Here is a 12,365-nt window from a genome sequence, read left to right on the forward strand (position 1 = left end):
GGCTGACGAGGAGGAAGACATGGCTGACGAAATCCATACCGGCGGATGCCAATGTGGTGCGGTCCGCTTCCGCGTCGAAGGCAAGCTCGGCGATGCCTCGGTTTGCCATTGCCGCATGTGCCAGAAGGCGAGCGGCAATTTCTATCTGCCGCTTGTTTCCGTGCGCGGGGCGAAAGTCGCCTGGACACGCGGGCAGCGAAAGCGGTTCCAGTCATCCAACGCGGTGTGGCGCGGCTTCTGCGGCGATTGCGGTACGCCGCTCACCTTCGAGGCGCCTGACGGCATGGCCTTGGCGATTGCCGCTTTCGACAGGCCGGAAGGCATCGCGCCGACCATTCAGTGGGGTACCGAGGCGAAATTGCCCTATGTCGATCGTGTGCCGACCCTTCGCGGCGAGGAGACGATGAACGACTCCGACGAGGCTTCTTACCTGGCCGATCTTGTTTCCTATCAGCATCCCGATCATGACACCAAAACCTGGCCCCCGGAGGAGAGATGATGAGTGACGCCGTGAGAACCGGAGGATGCCAGTGCGGTTCGGTCCGTTTCCGTATCCGCGGCGAGCTCGGGCGCCCGTCGATCTGCCATTGCCGGATGTGCCAGAAGCAGTTCGGCTCCTTCTTCTCCGCCTTGGTGACGGCGCCGAAGGATGGGGTCGAATGGACACGCGACGAACCGAGCTACTTCCAGTCTTCCATCAACATCGATCGCGGCTTTTGCCCGAAATGCGGCACACCGCTGACGTATCGCCATCCCGGCGGGCTGGAAATCGCGATCGGGGCCTTCGACGACCGCTCCGATCTCGCGCCGCAGATCCAGGTCAACTACCAGGCGCGCCTACCCTGGGTCGAAACGATCTTCAACCAGCCGGTCCACGATGATCAGGACTATTATGCGCGGCAGGAACAGATCATTTCCTTCCAGCATCCCGATCACGAGACGGAGCAATGGCCGGCGTCCGGGGCCTGGACGTGATGATCCGGCGCATTTTCACGGGCGGCTGCCAATGCGGTCAGGTGCGCTACCGCGCCGAGGGCACGCTCGACGATCCCCATATCTGCCACTGCCGCATGTGCCAGAAGGCGGCAGGTAATTATTTCTTGCCGCTTGCCAATATCGCTCGCGAGGATCTGACTGTCACGCGCGGCCAGCCTTCCTGGTTCCGCTCGTCGGATCTGGTGCGGCGCGGCTTCTGTCGCAATTGCGGGACGCCGCTCTTCTACGACATGCCGGGCGAGACTTTTCTCAATATCGCACTCGGCTCGCTTGACGATCCGGATGACGTCCCACCCGTTTATCAGTCGGGCGTCGAGTCGCGGATGATCTGGTTTTCGCATCTGCCGAGACTTCCCGAGAGAGACACGGACGATGGCAGCGAAGAAGCCGCCGCGCGCCATCTGCGCGTGCTGGAATCGAACCGTCAGCACCCCGATTTCGACACTATTCACTGGCCACCCGAGGAAGACCTGCCGTGAGTGCTCCGCTCAGAACCCTTTATCCGGAAATCGAGCCCTATGCTTCCGGTCATCTCGATGTTGGCGATGGTCATGTGATCTACTGGGAAAGGGTAGGCACGCCCGGGGCGAAGCCGGCCGTGTTCCTGCATGGCGGTCCCGGCGGCACGATCTCGCCCAGCCATCGCCGCCTCTTCGATCCGGCGCTCTACGATGTGACGCTGTTCGACCAGCGCGGCTGCGGCAAGTCGACCCCGCATGCGGAGATCGAGGCCAATACGACCTGGCATCTCGTCGACGATATCGAACGGCTGCGGGAAATGGCCGGCGCCGAAAAATGGCTGGTCTTCGGCGGATCCTGGGGTTCGACGCTGGCGCTCGCCTATGCCGAAAAGCATCCCGACCGCGTTTCCGAGCTCGTCGTCAGGGGCATCTATATGCTCACCAGGGCCGAACTCGACTGGTATTATCAGTTTGGCGTCTCGGAGATGTTTCCGGACAAGTGGGAACGCTTCGTCGCCCCGATCCCGCCGGAGGAGCGTCACGAGATGATGCGCGCTTACCACCGCCGTCTGACGAGCGATGACCGGGCGACGCGGCTTGCGGCGGCCAAGGCCTGGAGCATATGGGAGGGCGAGACGATCACGCTCTTGCCCGAGCCGGCGACCAGTAACCGCTTCGAGGATGAGGAATTTGCCGACGCCTTTGCGCGGATCGAGAACCATTTCTTCGTCAATGCCGGCTGGCTCGAGGAAGGGCAATTGTTGCGCGATGCGCACAGGCTGCACGGCATTCCTGGGGTGATCGTCCACGGGCGCTACGACATGCCGTGCCCGGCCAGATACGCCTGGCTGCTGCACAAGGCCTGGCCGGAGGCAGAATTCCATCTGATCGAGGGGGCGGGCCATGCCTATTCCGAGCCGGGCATTCTCGATCGCCTGATCCGCGCGACCGACAAATTCGCCGGAAAGACCGAATAGCGGGATGGTTACAACCCGCGCTGTTTTCTAGACTCGCATTTTGGACCGAGCCATGACCAAGGAACGCATCTATCTCTTCGACACGACGCTTCGGGACGGGCAGCAGACGCCCGGCATCGACTTTTCCGTCGAGGACAAGATCGCCATTGCCGCCATGCTCGACGAATTCGGAATGGACTATGTCGAGGGTGGATATCCGGGGGCAAATCCGACCGACACGGAGTTCTTCACGAAGAAACGGACGCAGAAGGCCGCCTTCGTCGCCTTCGGCATGACCAAGCGCGCCGGCGTCTCCGCCTCCAACGACCCGGGCCTCAATGCGCTGCTGGCGGCCAAGAGCGATGCCATCTGTCTCGTCGCCAAGAGCTGGGATTATCATGTCGAGGTGGCGCTCGGCTGTTCGAACGAGGAAAACCTCGAGAATATCCGTGCCTCGGTCGAGGCGGTCATCGCCTCCGGGCGCGAGGCGATGGTCGATTGCGAGCATTTCTTCGACGGCTACAAGGCAAACCCCGTCTATGCGATCGCCTGTGCAAAAACGGCGCTTGAGGCGGGCGCGCGCTGGGTGGTGCTCTGCGACACCAATGGCGGCACGCAGCCGCCTGAGATCCGCGAGATCGTTTCCGCCGTAATGGCGTCCGGTGTGCCGGGCGCGAATCTCGGCATCCACGCACATAACGATACCGGCCAGGCGGTGGCGAATTCGCTCGCCGCAGTCGAAGCCGGCGTGCGGCAGATACAGGGTACACTGAGCGGCATCGGTGAGCGCTGCGGTAACGCCAATCTGGTAACGCTGATTGCGACGCTTGCGCTGAAGGAAGCCTATTCAGGGCGCTTCGAGCTCGCGATCGACGCCGACAAACTGCAGGAATTGACGACGCTTGCCCACGCCTTCGACGAACTCCTCAATCGCTCGCCGGACCCGCAGGCGCCCTATGTCGGCGCCTCGGCCTTTGCCACCAAGGCGGGCATCCACGCCTCGGCGCTCCTGAAGGATCCGCGGACTTACGAACATGTGGCGCCCGAGTCGGTCGGCAATCTGCGCAAGGTCATGGTCTCCGACCAGGGCGGCAAGGCAAATTTCATCAACGCGCTCAAGCGGCGCGGCATCACGGTCCCGAAGGACGATCCGCGGCTCGACAAGCTGATCGAGGTCGTCAAGGAGCGCGAGGCGACCGGCTATGCCTATGAGGGGGCGGATGCGAGTTTCACCCTGCTCGCCAACCGCATCCTCGGCACCGTGCCGGAATTCTTCCATGTCGAGAGCTTCCGGGTCATGGTCGAGCGCCGCTTCGATGCGAACGGCAATCTGAAGACCGTGTCGGAGGCCGTGGTCAAGGTCATCGTCGACGGCGAGGTGATGATGTCGGTCGCCGAGGGACATGGTCCCGTCAATGCGCTCGACCTTGCTCTTCGCAAGGATCTCGGCAAATTCCAGTCCGAGATCGCCGATCTCGAACTCGCCGACTATAAGGTGCGTATCTTGAACGGCGGCACCGGGGCCGTCACCCGCGTGCTGATCGAATCGACGGACCGGACCGGCGCGCGCTGGTGGACGGTCGGCGTCTCCGACAACATCATCGACGCGTCCTTCCAGGCGCTGATGGACAGCATCGTCTACAAGCTGCTCAAGAATCGCGACCGGGTCGGGCTGATTGCCGCCGAATAGACCTGCGCCGCGTTCAGCGCCGCTCATGCATCGGTTCACGGAAATGAATTGGTGCATCACCGTTCGTTGGAGTAGGACGCAGGGAGGAGCGACGGCAGTTCTCCGCCGACGACTGGCCGTCGATTGAGACCGGAGCAACCCCGCTTGGCCCCGGTTTAAGTTTCAGGATCAAGCTCATGGCCGAACCGAACGCGAAACAGCCCGCCGAGAATACCGATTCCGCGAGAGGGTTCGCCTTCGCGCTGACGGCCTACTTGCTCTGGGGTTTCCTGCCCTTTTTCATGAAGGCGGTGGCGCACATCCCCGCGCCCGAAGTCGTCGCACACCGCATCGTCTGGTCGGTGCCGCTCGCCGGGCTGGTGCTTTTGTGGCTCGGTCGCACGCAGGAGATCAAGACCGCGCTACGCTCGCCGCGCATGCTGAAGATGGCGACGCTGACGGCTGCCCTCATCACCGTCAATTGGGGCATTTATGTCTGGGCGATCGGTGCCGGGCGGGCGATCGAGACGGCGCTCGGCTATTACATCAACCCGCTGTTTTCGATTTTCCTCGGCGCCCTCCTGCTCAAGGAACGACCGAACCCGGCCCAGATGGTGGCGATCGGTCTGGCCGCACTCGCCGTCGCCGTGCTCGCCTTCGACGCTGGCGGACTGCCGTGGGTATCGATCGGGCTCTGCATCTCCTGGGGCTTCTACGCATTTTTCCGCAAGACCCTGCCGATCGGCCCGAACCAGGGCTTCTTCCTCGAAGTGGTCCTGCTCAGTATCCCGGCGATCGGCTACATCATCTGGCTCGAAGCGACGGGGCAAGGGCATTTCGGCGACACGACCATGACCGACGTGGTCCTGCTTCTGTCCTGTGGTCTCGTCACGGCCGTGCCGCTGATGATCTATGCCAATGGCGCCAAGCTCCTCAGGCTCTCGACCATCGGCATCATGCAATATATCGCCCCGACGATGATCTTCGTGATCGCCGTCTTCGTCTTCCACGAACCCTTCGGCGCGGCGAAACTCGTGGCCTTCGCGCTGATCTGGGCAGCGCTCTTCATCTATTCGGGAGCGATGCTGGCCGAAAGCAGGGCTCGCCGTGCCGCACAGCCGACGCCGGCGGAGTAGCTCAGAGTTTGGCGATGATCTCGGTTTCGCCCTCGCGACCGTTCGCGGCGGCGGAAGCCAGAATACCGGGCACGATGTCCTCGGCCCGGTCGATCACCAGCGGCTGTACCAGATGGGCCGTGTGGACGAAGCCTTGCTCGCGCATGTGCTGGAGGAGTTCGAGCATCGGCGCCCAGAAGCCGTTGATATTGCCGAACACCATCGGCTTGCGGTGACGGCCGAGCTGCGCCCAGGTCATGATCTCGACGATCTCTTCCAGCGTGCCGATGCCGCCGGGCAGCGCTATGAAGGCGTCCGCCCGCTCGAACATCGTGTGCTTGCGCTCATGCATGTCGCCGGTGACGATCAGTTCGTTGAGCTGGCCGAGCGAGTGGCGGGTCGCTTCCTTGTCCATCAGGAACTCGGGAATGATGCCGGTGACGTGACCGCCGGCCGAGAGCACGCCGCTTGCCACGGCGCCCATGATGCCGCGCGTGCCGCCGCCATAGACGAGCTGCAGTCCATGATCGGCGATCGATTTCCCGAGAGTGCGGCCCGCCTCGATATGCGCCGGATCACGTCCGGGCTGAGAACCGCAATAAACGCAGACGGATCGAATCGGGGCAGGGTGCTTGCTCATGAAGGCAAAAGACATTGCAGCGCAACACGGGTCAAGGAAAATGCGCGAAAACCCGTCGCGCTGGTGCTTGTGTCCGCAGTCGAAGCTTGTGCCCAACTATAGGAAACGTTAGCAATTTCAGTAATACATTGAAGAATTCGGACGGTCGACCGCCGTTGCGCTATAATGCATCAATGGCTTGCCCGTTGTAAGCCGATGAAGGGGCATGTGCGGAGATCGCTCCGCTCCCGTGGAGAGTGGCATGATAAAGAACAAGGCCAGCTGGGTGGCCCTCGGTGTGCTGGCGATTGCGACCGCGTTGATGGTCTTCGTGGTTCAGCCGAACCTCAATCTGAATGACGATGACAAGGAAATGACCGCGCAACCTGCGGCAAGCGGCAGCGAGACCGCAGGCGCGGCGCCCGCCGGCAAGGTCCAAGGTGGGGCGCAGGAGCAGGGGGCTGCGACCGCAGACTTGACCGTTCCAGGATTTGACCTTCTTCGCGTCGAGCCGGATGGGTCGACCGTCGTCGCCGGCCGTGCCCAGCCGGGTACCAAGCTGGAAATTCTGAGCGGCGATACCGTGGTCGGTACGGCCGATGTCAACGCGGCTGGAGACTTCGCCGCCGTCTTCGACAAGCCGCTTGCGGCCGGCGACCACCAGCTGACGCTCCGAAGCCTCGGCGCCGGTGGCGCCAGCAAGGTCTCGGAAGAGATCGCCACCGTTTCCGTGCCGAAGGAGCCGGGCGGCCAACTGCTGGCGATGGTCTCCAAACCGGGCGAGGCAAGCCGGCTGATCACGACGCCGAAGGCAGATGCCAAGGGGACCGAGACTGCGGCCGCGCCCGCGACGCAGAACGGCGCTACGGAGGCAACACCTGCGATGCCGACACCTTCCAACATCGTGTCCGGCCTGCAGGTGACGGCTGTGGAGATCGAAGGCCAGAGGATGTTCGTGGCCGGCAATGCGAAACCGGGGGCACTGGTGCGCATCTATGCCGACGACAAGCTCGTCGGCGAGATGAAGGCGGACGACAAGGGGCATTTCATCGTCGATGGCACGGTCGAGCTCGCCGTCGGCAGCCACATCATCCGCGCGGACATGATGAGCGAGGACGCCACCAAGGTAGCGATGCGCGCCTCCGTGCCCTTCGACAGGCCGGCCGGCACGCAGGTCGCCGCGATTGCCGGTTCCTCCTCGGAACACGCTGCCCCAGGACTCGATGGCCTGAGGACGGAGGCAGGCAAGGCGCTCACCCTGCTGAAGGGGCTTTTCACCGATGGCAAGCAGCCCTCCGCCGAACAGCTTGCCGCCGCCCGCTCGGCAACGGAATTTGCGCTGAAATCACTCTCCGAGTTCAAGCCGGCCGAGACTTCCGATGCGGCACAGACCGCCGCGGCAGCCGAGGCTTCCAAGGCAGCCGCCGAGGCTTTGAAACTCCTGAGAAATTCGCCGCAGGACCCGGCAAGCGTCGTTGCGACGCTTGGCAAAGTTGACGGGGTCATCGGACCCGCATTGTCGCAGCAGGCGAGCGGCACTGCGCTTGTGGCCTCGGCCAAGCCCCAGGCCACGGCGAGCGACGCGGCCGAACCGCCGAAGCCCGACAGCGCGACGAACAACGCGAACAAGCCTTCGGGCGAAGAGATCGCCGCATCCGCTCCGGCGGACGTACAGCCCGCAACGATCGAGCAGCCGCCGCTCAAGGAAAGCAAGGAATCCGTGATCATCCGCCGTGGCGACACGCTCTGGCAGATTTCGCGCCGCGTCTACGGCAAGGGCGTGCGTTACACGACGATCTACCTCGCCAACCGCGAACAGATTGACAATCCCGACCTGATCCGCCCCGGCCAAGTGTTCGGGGTTCCGAACGAGGCTCTTTCCGACGTGGAATCGCGGGAGATGCATCGCAAGCGTGTGAGACGCGAATAATTATCAGTCTTCCACCGCAGTTCCATTGCGGTGGCGTGGGGGTAGACCTATCTGTAAGAAACGGCGGCGTCTTCAAGGACGCCGCTTTTCATTGACCCGCAAGGGAATCGCCGGCGATCGTAAGCGGTTCCCGATCTCTCGGTTGACGTTTTGGATCTCGAGTGTTCGGCATCGCCGTGATCCAAGAGCATTGGAAGCAGATACGTGGCACCCCAGAACCAGAAGAAGACGGTTTCCGCCGATGCCGCCAATCCATTGGGTACGATCGCCAATCTCTGGCCCTATATGTGGCCGGCCGACCGCCCAGATCTCAAGCTTCGGGTCGTTTGGGCGACGATCATCCTTGTCGCCGCCAAGGTGGTCCTCGTTCTCGTTCCCTATTTCTTCAAATGGGCGACGGATGCGCTGAACAACAAGCCGGACGCACTCGGCTTCCTGCCGCAATTCCTGACCGGCGCGGTCATGCTGGTGCTTGCCTACAATCTGGCGCGCCTGCTGCAATCCGGGCTCAACCAGTTCCGCGACGCCCTCTTTGCAAGCGTCGGCCAGCATGCCGTGCGGCAGCTTGCCTACAGGACCTTCGTCCACATGCATCAATTGTCGCTGCGCTTCCATCTGGAGCGGCGCACCGGCGGGCTCTCGCGCATCATCGAACGGGGCACCAAGGGCATCGAGACGATCGTTCGCTTCACGATCCTGAACAGCGTCCCGACATTGATCGAGTTTCTGCTGACCGCAGTGATCTTCTGGTGGGGCTACGGCTTCAGCTATCTCCTCATTACGGCCATCACCGTCTGGCTCTACATCTGGTTCACCGTGCGCGCCAGCGACTGGCGGATCGCCATTCGACGGTCGATGAACGACAGCGACACCGATGCGAACACCAAGGCGATCGATTCGCTGCTCAACTTCGAGACCGTCAAATATTTCGGCAACGAAGAGATGGAGGCGAAGCGCTTCGACAAGTCGATGGAGCGCTACGAACGCGCCGCCACACAGGTCTGGACCTCTCTCGGCTGGCTGAACTTCGGCCAGGCGCTGATATTCGGCGCTGGCACGGCGGTGATGATGACGATTTCGGCGCTCGCCGTGAGAAGCGGCGAGCAGACCATCGGCGACTTCGTCTTCATCAACGCGATGCTGATTCAGCTTGCCATTCCGCTGAACTTCATCGGTTTCGTCTATCGCGAAATCCGTCAGGGCCTGACGGACATCGAGCACATGTTCGATCTCCTCGACGTCGAAGCTGAGGTGGTCGACAGGCCAGATGCGAAGGAATTATCGATCGAGCGAGGCGCGATCGCCTTCAAGGACGTGCATTTCGCCTACGATCCGGCCCGACCCATCCTCAAGGGTATCTCCTTCGAGGTCCCCGCCGGCAAGACGGTGGCGGTCGTCGGCCCGTCCGGGGCGGGCAAGTCCACGCTCTCGCGGCTGCTCTATCGTTTCTACGACGTGCAGCGGGGCTCGATCACCGTCGACGATCAGGATGTGCGCGACGTCACCCAGAACAGCCTGCGGGGCGTGATCGGCATGGTTCCCCAGGACACGGTGCTCTTCAACGACACGATCGCCTACAACATCCGCTACGGCCGGATCACGGCCTCGGACGCCGAGGTCGAGGTGGCCGCCGATGCGGCGCAGATTGCCGACTTCATCCGCGGCCTGCCGGAGGGCTATCGAGCGATGGTCGGTGAGCGTGGGCTGAAACTCTCGGGCGGCGAGAAGCAGCGCGTCGCGATTGCGCGGACCATCCTGAAGGCGCCGCCGATTCTGATCCTGGACGAGGCGACCTCCGCGCTCGACACGAAGACGGAGCAGGAAATCCAGGCCGCACTCGACGTCGTGTCGCGCAACCGCACAACGCTCGTGATCGCGCATCGCCTGTCGACCGTCATCAACGCCGACGAGATCATCGTGCTGAAGGATGGTGTTATAGCCGAACGGGGCACACACGGCGAATTGATCGATCGCGACGGTCTCTACGCATCCATGTGGAACCGCCAGCGCGAGGCAACGCAAGCCGAGGAGCAATTGAAGCGGGTGCGCGAGCGCGACGATCTCGGCATCGTCGACCGCGGCGCGCCGGCGGCTTGACGAGGGTCGCTGCAGGCCGCGTCGTCGCAATTGCCATGGCCTTCGCCGTTGCCGGGGCCTCGAAATCGCGCTAGTTCACGTTCCGCGTCATATCTGGAGTAAGTTCATGAGCTTGGTCGAAACGGTCCGCAACACGCTCGTCCCGGTGCACAAGGAAGGCTATCGCTTCATTGCCATCTTCTTTGTGGTTTCCCTGATTCTCGGCTTCCTGTGGGAACCGCTGATGTGGATCGGCTTTCTGTTGACCGCCTGGTGCGCCTATTTCTTCCGCGATCCGGAACGCATGACGCCGATCGACGACGATCTCGTCATCAGCCCGGCCGACGGGCGTGTATCGTCGATCGCCACGGTCACGCCGCCGGAGGAACTGGGGCTCGGCTCGGAGCCGATGCTGCGCATTTCCGTGTTCATGAACGTCTTCGATTGCCATGTGAACCGCGCGCCGATGAGCGGGACCGTCCGGCGCATAGCCTATCGGGCCGGCAGTTTCCTGAATGCCGAACTCGACAAGGCGAGCCAGGACAATGAACGCAACGGTCTTGTTGTCGAAACGAGCCACGGCGCCGTCGGCGTCGTCCAGATCGCCGGCCTGGTTGCGCGGCGCATTCTCTGCTGGACGACGGAAAACGCTTCGCTGGAAGGTGGCGAGCGCTTCGGCCTCATCCGGTTCGGTTCGCGCGTCGATGTGTTTCTCCCGGAAGGCGCGCAGCCCCGTGTCAGTCTCGGCCAGAAGGCCATTGCCGGCGAGACGGTGATTGCCGAGTTCGGCTCGTCGAAGGGGCCGGTCATCAGCCGACGCGCGTGAGGAACGGTCATGGAAAATCCCCGGCAGGAAGATTCGGCTGAGACCCAGGAAGTTGCGGTCGACACGAACGATGCTCATGACAACGAAGCGCATGAGAAGGCGCGTGGCCCGCGGCTGCGGGAAATCCCGCTGCGCCTGATGGTTCCGAACACGATCACCGTCCTGGCGATTTGTGCGGGACTCTCCGGCATCCGCCTTGCCTTCGAGAACCGCTTCGAACTCGCCGTCGCAATGGTGTTGCTTGCCGCCTTCCTGGATGGCATCGACGGGCGCGTGGCACGGCTGCTCAAGGCGACGTCGAGCTTCGGAGTGCAGATGGACTCGCTTGCCGACATCATCAATTTCGGCGTCGCACCCGCCCTTGTCCTTTACGTCTTCCTGCTCGACCAGGCGCGCTCCGTCGGCTGGATCGCGGCGCTGATCTATGCGATCGCGGTCGGCCTGAGATTAGCCCGATTCAACGTCATGGCCGAGCGCCCCGTCAAGGCGGCCTGGCAATCGGAATATTTCGTGGGTGTTCCGGCACCGGCCGGCGCCATGCTGGTGCTGCTGCCGGTCTATATCGGCCTGCTGGGGCTGGCGCCCGGCAGGACCTTCGCCTTGATCGCGGCGTTCTATACCGTGCTGATCGCATTTCTGCTGGTCAGCCGTCTCCCGGTCTGGTCCGGCAAGTCCGAGAACCGCGTTCGCCGTGATCTGGTGCTCCCGGCCATCCTGGTCGTCGTCCTCTACGTCGCGACGCTGATGACCTACACCTGGGAGACGATGGTCGTGACGGCAGTCGGCTATTTGCTTACCCTGCCGTTCGGCGCCCGCTCCTGGCAGCGGAAATATGGCGACTGGCCCGCCGGCCAGGGAAATGATGGCCTCCCGGGGGATACCGACTGACCGCAAATACGTTGCGAACGAAAAAGCCACCGCGAGACATCGCGGTGGCTTTTTTTGTGGGACACGCAGAGGCCGATTACTCCGGCATGCGGTAGTCCACGATCTTCTTTTCTCGAACGATGAACAGCTTGCCGGTTTCGGTCTGCTCCGGCCCGAAAAGGGGCATCAGCGCGGCCGCGACCTCGGAGGGGTGGGGCACGGTCGCAGGATCCTCGCCCGGCACCGCCTGGGCCCGCATCGCGGTGCGCGTCGCACCCGGATCGACGCTGAGGATGCGGAGCGGCAGGCGCTGCGTTTCGTGTGCCCAGGTGCGCGCCAACGCCTCGACGGCTGCCTTGGAGGCGGAGTAGGGGCCCCAGAAGGGCTTGCACTTGTGCGCAGCACTCGAGGAGAGGAGGAGCGCGCGACCGGCATCGGACTTGATGAGCAGCGGCTCGAGCGAGCGGATCAGGCGCCAGGTTGCGGTGACGTTGATGGTCATCACCTTTTCGAAGACCTTGGCCTCGACATGGCCGATCGGCGAGATGGTGCCGAGCACGCCGGCATTGGCGACCATGATGTCGAGCTTGCCCCAGCGTTCGTTGACGGCGCCGCCGAGCTTGTCGATCGCAGCCATGTCGGCGAGGTCGAAGGGGACGAGCGTCGCAGAGCCGCCGACCGCCTTGATGGCGTCGTCGAGCTCCTCAAGACCGCCGACGGTGCGGGCGCAGGCAATCACATGCGCGCCGGCCTTGGCGAGTTCGAGGGCAGTGAAATAGCCAATACCGCGCGATGCACCGGTGACGACGGCGATCCGGTCTTTCAGATTGAGCGTCATTGTGTTGTCTGG

General features: G+C 63.1%; 12 protein-coding genes. 10 read left to right on the forward strand and 2 right to left on the reverse strand.

The window, feature by feature from the left end:
• The first annotated feature begins 19 nt into the window (after positions 1-19).
• The 6 genes from RHIBR816_RS0124430 (at position 20) to rarD (ending at position 5,218) form a co-directional block, all read left to right on the forward strand.
• Positions 20-499, forward strand: coding sequence for a GFA family protein (locus tag RHIBR816_RS0124430; RefSeq protein ID WP_018239233.1), 480 nt, complete (start codon positions 20-22; stop codon positions 497-499).
• Positions 499-975, forward strand: a complete 477-nt coding sequence (locus RHIBR816_RS0124435) for a GFA family protein (protein WP_018239234.1) — start codon at positions 499-501, stop codon at positions 973-975. The genes RHIBR816_RS0124430 and RHIBR816_RS0124435 overlap by 1 nt, the downstream gene beginning before the upstream one ends.
• Complete coding sequence (locus tag RHIBR816_RS0124440) at positions 975-1,475, forward strand: GFA family protein (RefSeq protein ID WP_026187384.1); 501 nt, start codon at positions 975-977, stop codon at positions 1,473-1,475. Before RHIBR816_RS0124435 ends, RHIBR816_RS0124440 begins: the two co-directional genes overlap by 1 nt.
• The gene (pip, locus tag RHIBR816_RS0124445) at positions 1,472-2,434 is read left to right on the forward strand and encodes a prolyl aminopeptidase (RefSeq protein ID WP_018239236.1); all 963 of its coding nucleotides are present in this window, start codon (positions 1,472-1,474) and stop codon (positions 2,432-2,434) included. The genes RHIBR816_RS0124440 and pip overlap by 4 nt, the downstream gene beginning before the upstream one ends.
• Before the next feature lie 52 nt (positions 2,435-2,486).
• Positions 2,487-4,103, forward strand: a complete 1,617-nt coding sequence (gene cimA, locus RHIBR816_RS0124450) for a citramalate synthase (RefSeq protein ID WP_018239237.1) — start codon at positions 2,487-2,489, stop codon at positions 4,101-4,103.
• Between the two features lie 176 nt (positions 4,104-4,279).
• Positions 4,280-5,218: an EamA family transporter RarD gene (gene rarD, locus RHIBR816_RS0124455; protein WP_018239238.1), complete on the forward strand. Its 939-nt coding sequence runs from the start codon at positions 4,280-4,282 to the stop codon at positions 5,216-5,218.
• A gap of 1 nt (position 5,219) precedes the next feature.
• Here rarD and RHIBR816_RS0124460 read toward each other — a convergent pair whose 3' ends face one another.
• Complete coding sequence (locus tag RHIBR816_RS0124460) at positions 5,220-5,837, reverse strand: TIGR00730 family Rossman fold protein (RefSeq protein WP_026187385.1); 618 nt, start codon at positions 5,835-5,837, stop codon at positions 5,220-5,222.
• Between the two features lie 241 nt (positions 5,838-6,078).
• On the opposite strand from RHIBR816_RS0124460, the gene RHIBR816_RS0124465 reads away from it, so the two are divergent.
• The 4 genes from RHIBR816_RS0124465 (at position 6,079) to RHIBR816_RS0124480 (ending at position 11,536) form a co-directional block, all read left to right on the forward strand.
• Positions 6,079-7,746: a LysM peptidoglycan-binding domain-containing protein gene (locus tag RHIBR816_RS0124465; RefSeq protein ID WP_018239240.1), complete on the forward strand. Its 1,668-nt coding sequence runs from the start codon at positions 6,079-6,081 to the stop codon at positions 7,744-7,746.
• Positions 7,747-7,950: 204 nt separating this feature from the next.
• Positions 7,951-9,843, forward strand: coding sequence for an ABC transporter ATP-binding protein/permease (locus RHIBR816_RS0124470; RefSeq protein WP_018239241.1), 1,893 nt, complete (start codon positions 7,951-7,953; stop codon positions 9,841-9,843).
• Positions 9,844-9,949: 106 nt separating this feature from the next.
• Positions 9,950-10,648 (forward strand): phosphatidylserine decarboxylase, encoded by a 699-nt coding sequence (locus RHIBR816_RS0124475; protein WP_018239242.1) that lies wholly within the window; start codon positions 9,950-9,952, stop codon positions 10,646-10,648.
• 9 nt (positions 10,649-10,657) lie between these two features.
• Positions 10,658-11,536: a phosphatidylcholine/phosphatidylserine synthase gene (locus RHIBR816_RS0124480; protein ID WP_018239243.1), complete on the forward strand. Its 879-nt coding sequence runs from the start codon at positions 10,658-10,660 to the stop codon at positions 11,534-11,536.
• Positions 11,537-11,612: 76 nt separating this feature from the next.
• Here the strand turns inward: RHIBR816_RS0124480 and RHIBR816_RS0124485 are convergent, their stop codons facing one another.
• Positions 11,613-12,353: an SDR family NAD(P)-dependent oxidoreductase gene (locus RHIBR816_RS0124485; RefSeq protein ID WP_018239244.1), complete on the reverse strand. Its 741-nt coding sequence runs from the start codon at positions 12,351-12,353 to the stop codon at positions 11,613-11,615.
• Positions 12,354-12,365 lie beyond the last annotated feature (12 nt).

The sequence above is a fragment of the Ensifer sp. BR816 genome (genome assembly GCF_000378985.1).
In the GTDB taxonomy this organism is placed as follows: Bacteria; Pseudomonadota; Alphaproteobacteria; order Rhizobiales; family Rhizobiaceae; genus Sinorhizobium.

Excerpts from the sequence above, each read along its gene's own strand:
- RHIBR816_RS0124440 (WP_026187384.1), top strand. The coding sequence starts at position 975 with ATGATCCGGCGCATTTTCACGGGCGGCTGCCAATGCGGTCAGGTGCGC.
- RHIBR816_RS0124435 (WP_018239234.1), top strand. The coding sequence starts at position 499 with ATGAGTGACGCCGTGAGAACCGGAGGATGCCAGTGCGGTTCGGTCCGT.
- RHIBR816_RS0124465 (WP_018239240.1), top strand. The coding sequence starts at position 6,079 with ATGATAAAGAACAAGGCCAGCTGGGTGGCCCTCGGTGTGCTGGCGATT.
- RHIBR816_RS0124485 (WP_018239244.1), bottom strand. The coding sequence starts at position 12,353 with ATGACGCTCAATCTGAAAGACCGGATCGCCGTCGTCACCGGTGCATCG.
- RHIBR816_RS0124475 (WP_018239242.1), top strand. The coding sequence starts at position 9,950 with ATGAGCTTGGTCGAAACGGTCCGCAACACGCTCGTCCCGGTGCACAAG.
- RHIBR816_RS0124430 (WP_018239233.1), top strand. The coding sequence starts at position 20 with ATGGCTGACGAAATCCATACCGGCGGATGCCAATGTGGTGCGGTCCGC.
- RHIBR816_RS0124460 (WP_026187385.1), bottom strand. The coding sequence starts at position 5,837 with ATGAGCAAGCACCCTGCCCCGATTCGATCCGTCTGCGTTTATTGCGGT.
- rarD (WP_018239238.1), top strand. The coding sequence starts at position 4,280 with ATGGCCGAACCGAACGCGAAACAGCCCGCCGAGAATACCGATTCCGCG.
- cimA (WP_018239237.1), top strand. The coding sequence starts at position 2,487 with ATGACCAAGGAACGCATCTATCTCTTCGACACGACGCTTCGGGACGGG.
- RHIBR816_RS0124480 (WP_018239243.1), top strand. The coding sequence starts at position 10,658 with ATGGAAAATCCCCGGCAGGAAGATTCGGCTGAGACCCAGGAAGTTGCG.